This window comes from Streptomyces glaucescens (genome assembly GCF_002154375.1).
Classification (GTDB): domain Bacteria; phylum Actinomycetota; class Actinomycetes; order Streptomycetales; family Streptomycetaceae; genus Streptomyces; species Streptomyces glaucescens.
In genome coordinates this window covers 1-6,388 of sequence record NZ_MUND01000063.1, presented here as the reverse complement: position 1 = coordinate 6,388, position 6,388 = coordinate 1, and the positions used below count along the sequence as shown (strand labels likewise).

Below are 6,388 nucleotides of genomic sequence, written 5' to 3'. Positions count from 1 at the left end.
CCGGCGCCATCCGCTCGACAAGTGCAGCAGTCACCACCCCAGACTGCCGCAAGATCACGCCAACTGAAATGACGTCTAAGTGGGCTCGGCGAGCGGTGCCCTTCGCGCTCGTCGGGGTGCCCCGGGCCGCGTCTTTCGCACGGGTGCCGGGGGGGCGGGCCGGTCGGTCAGTTCAGGAGGGCGATGCGGATGGCTCGTTCGACGTGGGCGGCGGTGTTGGCGTGTCCTTCGGCGTCGGGGTGGACCAGGGTGGCGCGCATGCCGATGAGACCGCAGTTCAGCAGCGTGCCGGGGAGCTTGGCGGGCCAGTAGTCCGCGGCGTCGCCGCAGATGTCCTCGACCCACTTGGTGTCCGCGGGTTGGCAGGCCTCGTGGCCCACGCTGGAGGAGCAGACGTCGACGTAGGAGTCGCCGAAGAACGAGGTGACCCGTTGGATCGTGTTGTTCAGCTGCTTGAGGACGTCGTCGCGGAGCCAGTCGACGTCGGCGTGCTTGATCGAGCCGAGCTCGGTGAGGGCGGGGCGGTTGCAGTCGCTGGCTTCCTCCGGCGGGACGGCCGGGTAGCCGACCGTGACCACCTTGGCGTTGGGTGCGGCCTGGTGCACCTGGGCCAGCATCTGGATGTACTCGTCCTGGACTCGGGCGAGCTTGTCCTGGATGCTCTCCTCCCCCTCGGGTGGACTGGTGCAGTACTCGCTGGGCAGCGGTCAGCTCCCGGGGGCGGCTGGTGGTGTGCGGGTGGCGGGTGAGGCAGGCGGCTGTCTGTTCGGCTTGGGCTGCGAAGTCGTGGGCGAGGGCGGGCTGGTGGGCTTGGGCAGCGGTGTAGGCGGCGGTGAGTGCCGCCACGCCCGCCGCTTCCAAGAGGCGGCCGGGCCCCGGGCCCTTGCCCACGCAGCACGGGACGTCGGCCCCGATGTCGATCTTCTCAGCGAACGTCCGCAGAGCACACGACAAGTGGCGACAAGCCCACGCCGAAGCATTGAAGTACCCACCCCTGCAGCAAGGAGGTCACAGGGCTCCCCAAGCAGGCCGTCGGCGTATGTCTGTGTGGCTGTGGGCTGAGTCCACCCGGGCGCCGGCCCATGCCGCTAGGCACCCGCGGGCAAGGGGGTGGCCCTCGACCACGATCGTGGTCGAGGGCCACCCCCTTGGATCGGGTCACCGAACTGCCGTCGCCCGCCCCCGGGTCAGACCAGGGCGTTCTTGTAGAACAGGTTCGAGCGGCGGTCACCCGACGCACCCGAGGCGAAGCCGAGGAAGAGACGGACCTCGCCGTCGACCGTCTGGTAGATCGCCAGACCCTCCGGCTCCCGGAAGTCGAGGGACTCGCCGGCCTTGGTGAGGACCGGGCCCTGCTTGATCGCGCCGGTGTTCATGTCGATGCTGGTGATCTCGGAGTTGACGACACCGCCGTTCGCCTCGTACGACGTGCCGGTCAAGGCGTAGAGGTACTGGCCGTACGCCGCGTAGCCCTGGAAGGTCGGCGACAGCGTGGGCAGACTCGGCTGCTTGAAGTTCGCGAGCGGCGAGCTGAAGTCGCCGTTCGTCGCCGCCGCGAGGTCGTAGACCGCTATGTGCTTGCCGTCGCTCAGGTGGTAGCGGACGATCAGCCGGTTGTTGACCGGGTCGATGGAGCAGGTGTGCTCGGTCGCCGCCGACACCGGCGTGAACTTCGTCAGCGCCGACGACGTGTTCGACAGTGTCGTGCCGCTGGTGAACTTGAACCTGGCGAGCCGCTTGCCGTAGCCGCCCGAGTTCGCCTCCACCTCGGTCCACAGATACGTTGACGAGCCCACGCCCTGCGCACCGAAGGCGACCCCGTGACCGAAGCCCGTCAGGTACATGTGTCCGACGTAGTTGCCGGAGAAGTCGAGCTGCGTGATGCAGAGGTCGCCGGCCGTCTCGGACGTGCCGTTGCGGCGCTGCGCGACGAACAGCCGCCGGTTGACGTTGTCGAACGCGAAGCCCTGCTGGACCGTGTCGTCACGCAGCGCCTTGCCGCGGTACAGGTCGTACGAGGGCTGCGTCAGATCGAAGCGCTGCGACACCGGCACGGCGGCCGCCGCAGCCCCGGCACCGTACCCGAGACCGATCGCGGCGATGCCGAGTCCGGTGCCCACTCGCAACAGTCCCCGCCTGGTCAGGGTGGTCTGCGGTTCGTGAGTCATATCTGCTCCTGTAGCTACTTGTGGCGATCGGACCGCAAGGACGCACTGCGCTCCGATCGAACGATCAAGTAGACCGACTCTATGTGAAAGGTTCCGCTGACCGATCACGACCCCGAACGGGAGTTGACGACATGATCTGGACAGGCCCTGATCCTCAACCATTCGGACGTTCGGACTACTTGGAGGAACGGCTGATGAGGAAGCGGCTTCGGAACCAATTGCCACGCTCCTGGCGGCGAGTGCGCTCTTCGTCGGCAGTTCCGTCACCGTCGGGGCGGGCAACGCGGCAGCTGCCAGCTGGACCTTTCGAAAAGAGCGCGGCGGCGGAGAACGGGAGCTTCAGCATCACCGCCTACCACACCGGCACCTACGCGGGCCTCATGGACTGGACCGCGGATCCCATCGTGTTCCCGGACATGACCATCCCCGGCGACGCGTTCCAAGTTCTGGACCGGCTGTCCGACGGGTACGGCATGGAAGCCACGATGATCTCCCCGGAGTGCCGTATGGCCACCACGCGTGGGCACTCAGCCGTCTGATACAGCCCGTGGCAGTCGGGCGACCTGGCCGAGGGCACGAAGGTCTTCATCCAGCTCTGCGCGGTCAAGGGTGACTACTCGTCGTGCAGCCTGGCGTACGGCGGTCGCGCGTAGCGACATCGACCGGCTGCGTGGCATTGCCTCGCGGCCGGTCGCACGGATCTCGCTCGGTGATCGGGGCATCTAAGGCCGGCCTGGAGCGGTTTCGCCGGGAGACTCGGCCGCCTTCCGGGCGCCGGCCGCGCCCGGTCGCAAAGGGGCATCCGTCCCCCGGACCCGATGATCTCCTCCTCCACGGACAGCACAGAGAAGCTCAGGAGGAGAGAAGAGGTCGTGACGACGCGACGCGCAGCCGCATCTGCCCGGTGACCTGCGCAGGCCGTGGATCGCGCGGCGGCCATCGTGACAGCATGTTTCTAGACCTGGTATCGGCAGGTCAGAGCGCATGAATCCGAGATACGTGCTCTGGGGAACGGTTCCCTGGAGAGAAGTTGTGGGCCATGTTCAGGCTGATGAGCACGGTCACCGGGTGACCAAGGCCCACAACGAGCACGGTCCGGGCGGACGCCGCCAGAAGAGCTCCGACTGGCGACGCTGATGAGCTGAGCGTCGCGGTTCTCGGCTTACCCGCTATCAGGGTACCGAGCCGACTCCCTCCCGAGGTCTCAGGGCTTGTGGTACTTCCCTGTGGCGGGATCAGAGACCCAGGTCGCGCGCGCCGGATCGATGTTGATGGCCGTCCCGTGCTGTGTGCACGCGTCGATCATCGGGGCGAGGAACTGGGTGTCGAAGTCCGGCTGGGTCACCGCGCCCGCGTCGATGGCGGCCGCCATGTAGTTGTAGGCGTTTTCCAGTTGCGCGGAGCGGGGCGTGGTGTTGCCCGAGGCGGTGGTGTTCACGTCGATGCCGCTGCCCGGGTCGTCGGACCTGGCCTCGGGACGGGGGCCGATGCGGAAGTTGGCCGGGACGTTCTTGAGCGCCTTGTCGGTGTTGGGCGAGGCGAACGCATCCGGAGCCAGGGGCGCCAGTTTCGTCGTGATCTGCTGTATCTGGGCCGGGGTCAGCAGGGCGAGGAACGGCTGGAAGAGCGACTTGGGAATGATGTGGTGCAGCGTGTCCACCAACGGATCGCCGGGGTGATTGGCCTTCACCGAGGCGAGCTCGGTGCTCGTCGACCCCAGCTTCCAGTCCTTGCCCTTGGCGCGCTGTACGACCTCGGACCCGCCGCAGCCGGTCGGGCCGCACCCGTCCCCGTGCTCGTGGCGGCTGCGCTGGACCATGGCGGTGACCGCAGCGTTGCCCGCGGTGCGCTGCAGGGCGAGCATCGCCCCGCCCGCAGACGCCCCGCCGCGCTCGGTGCCGCGCCGCGACCGCGCCCGGGCGTACTCCGCCTCCGATGAAGCCTGTGCGCGCATGCGTCCCCTCCTCTACCGACCATCGTGATCAGGGGCACAGCTCAAGGCCGGAAAGCGCCGCCGGGGCAGAGACGGGGGCAACGCCGCTTCCCCTGAGGACCCGGGACGTCATGACCAGTCCGGTCACGCATCCCCGCACGCGGCGCGTGCCGCGCTCCCGAGCTCGTCTTTCAACCTCCGGCGCCGCCTGACAGCTTTGGTTGATTGCCCGGCTCAGGCCCGGTGCGGAGTGGTGTTGCCGGTCGGCGCACGATGGCCGTCATGGAGAACGCGGTCGAGGAGATCAAGGTCTGGTTCCGGTTCGTCCCTCGTGAGGGGTGGTTCCCGAGCGCCTTTCAGCATTCGACCTCGGAGGCGAGGTCTTCAGTGAGGACTTCCCCCGTGTGGCCTTCACCGCGCCAGCCGGCGCGGACTTCGTCGGGATCGGGATCAAGGCCCTTCTGAAGCAAGGCCAAGAGGAAGGTTGGTGGCACTACGAGGTCGGCTGTGGCACCGACGAGTGGTGGAACGCCTGAGGTTGTCTCTCGACCTTTGATCTCGAACATCGAGTCGCACAGGTTCACTCACCTGGGCATTCTCGAGTGAGGGCGCGGGCGTCGGCCAGGCGCAGCAGCGCACACAGCGCCAACGGGCCGACGGGGGCGAGCTGGACGGCGTGGTCGGCCAGCCACGGCGGACGGTCTCGGGGGGGGTGGCGAGGTGCTCGAGGAACGGGGCGGCCGGCCAGACGCCGGCCGCCTCGTCGGCCGCGAGCAGGTGGGGGGCCTGTTCGTGAAGGAGCGAGCGAGGCCGCGGCCGGGCCGGAGTGGAAGAAGAACGTGGTGGCGCGCGGGTCTGCCCAGCCGGCCAGTTCCCGCGCCTCCGGCTCCCGGTTTGTGGAGGGCGGGCGGCCAGCTCGAGGACCCGTCCGGCGCGGCCGGGCAGCGGCACCGGCAACTCTCTTGCAGCGGCGAGGAGTTGCCGGTAGAGGGCGGCGGCTCGGGCCGGGTCGGCCACGCCGCCGTGCGGGGTGCCCGACGCCTTGCCGTACAGCGCGGGACACACGTCCAGGGCCTCCTCCCGGAAGGCGCCGAGTGGGACGCCCATCAGGTGCCCCGGCGATCCCCGCGGCCCGGGCCCGGTGATACCCGCCCGGCCGCGCCAGCTGCCCACGCAGAACGTCGGCTGCCCGGCGTACCAGCGCCCGCGCTTGGGCATCGGCGCCGTACATGCCCGCGCCACCGGCGGCGGACGCAGCCGGTGGCGCGGCGGCGGAGGACCGCGGTACGGCGGCGGGCTAGCGGTCGGCCGGTCCGCCGCGGACCACGCAGGACCGGGAGTTCTCCCAGCCCCACCCGTCGCCGTCGGGGTCGGTGGCGCTGCCGTTCTGGCAGTACGGGTAACCGTTCGGCGCGGTACCGCTGCCGCCGTACACGGTCGCCTGGCGGGAGGTGGCGGCGATGCCGTTGCTGCCGTGGATGAGACGCTGACCCCACGCGGTCAGCTGGTTCGGGTTGAAGCCGCTGACCACGTCGAGGTACTCGACGCCGCCGCCGTTGCCGCTCCAGGACCAGCCGAGGTAGCCCAGCCGCAGGCTCTGGCTGGTGGCCATGATGGCGTCCTCGTCCGGGTTGCCGTCGCTGTGGTTGTTGCCGAACTCGCCGACCACGATGGGCAGTCGCGCGTTGACGAACGCGTTGAGATAGCTCCGCACCTCGGCTGCGGTGTCGTACACGCCGTACATGTGGATGGAGAAGATGGTGTTCCGCGCGGGGTCCGCGTTGAATACCGCAGAGGCGTTCGCCCGCATCGTGCCGGACCAGTCCTGCCCCCAGTTCGGCGCGTCCACCATCAGCGCGTGCTGGAAGCCGGCGCTCCGCATCCGGGCGACGGCCTGCTGGGTCGCCGAGGTCCACTGGGTGTAGTTGGTGTTTCCGTACGGCTCGTTGCCGATATTGATGACGACGTAATTCTCCTGACCGACCAGAACGCTCTTGATACCGGTCCAGTAGTCGACGGCCTGGCTGAGCGTAGCCGCGCCTCCGTCTTCTCCGTAACCGGTGGTGTCATGGGCTTCCAGTACGCATATCAGCCGGTTCGACTTGCACTGGGAGATGATTGAGGACACCTCGGAGGCCGAGGTGCGGGTCCATTTCTGACCACTGCTGAGGACCACTCGGACGGTGTTGGCGCCCTTGGCCTTGATGGCGGCCAGCGAGCTGCCGGTCCGCCCCGGGTACCAGGCATGAGCATGGTTGATACCACGCATCACGAAGTCGTTCCCGTT

General features: G+C 68.6%; 6 protein-coding genes. 2 read left to right on the top strand and 4 right to left on the bottom strand.

Features of this window, described 5'->3' with window-relative positions; translation table 11 throughout:
• Positions 1–167: 167 nt before the first annotated feature.
• On the bottom strand, positions 168–659 hold the full coding sequence (locus CCN42_RS05025) for a GDSL-type esterase/lipase family protein (RefSeq protein ID WP_281259469.1): 492 nt from the start codon (positions 657–659) through the stop codon (positions 168–170).
• A gap of 528 nt (positions 660–1,187) precedes the next feature.
• Positions 1,188–2,168 (bottom strand): phage baseplate protein, encoded by a 981-nt coding sequence (locus CCN42_RS05015; RefSeq protein ID WP_086733253.1) that lies wholly within the window; start codon positions 2,166–2,168, stop codon positions 1,188–1,190.
• Positions 2,169–2,548: 380 nt separating this feature from the next.
• Between CCN42_RS05015 and CCN42_RS42460 the strand changes: the two genes are divergently transcribed.
• Complete coding sequence (locus CCN42_RS42460; RefSeq protein WP_158102062.1) at positions 2,549–2,707, top strand: hypothetical protein; 159 nt, start codon at positions 2,549–2,551, stop codon at positions 2,705–2,707.
• 665 nt (positions 2,708–3,372) lie between these two features.
• Here CCN42_RS42460 and CCN42_RS05005 read toward each other — a convergent pair.
• The gene (locus CCN42_RS05005) at positions 3,373–4,122 is read right to left on the bottom strand and encodes a hypothetical protein (protein WP_086733251.1); all 750 of its coding nucleotides are present in this window, start codon (positions 4,120–4,122) and stop codon (positions 3,373–3,375) included.
• A 383-nt stretch (positions 4,123–4,505) separates the two neighbouring features.
• On the opposite strand from CCN42_RS05005, the gene CCN42_RS45590 reads away from it, so the two are divergent.
• Positions 4,506–4,637, top strand: coding sequence for a hypothetical protein (locus CCN42_RS45590; protein ID WP_281259468.1), 132 nt, complete (start codon positions 4,506–4,508; stop codon positions 4,635–4,637).
• 761 nt (positions 4,638–5,398) lie between these two features.
• On the opposite strand, the gene CCN42_RS04995 is transcribed toward CCN42_RS45590, so the two are convergent.
• Positions 5,399–6,388, bottom strand: a 990-nt coding sequence (locus CCN42_RS04995) for a cellulase family glycosylhydrolase (protein WP_107427544.1), incomplete at its 5' end; no start/stop codon positions are given.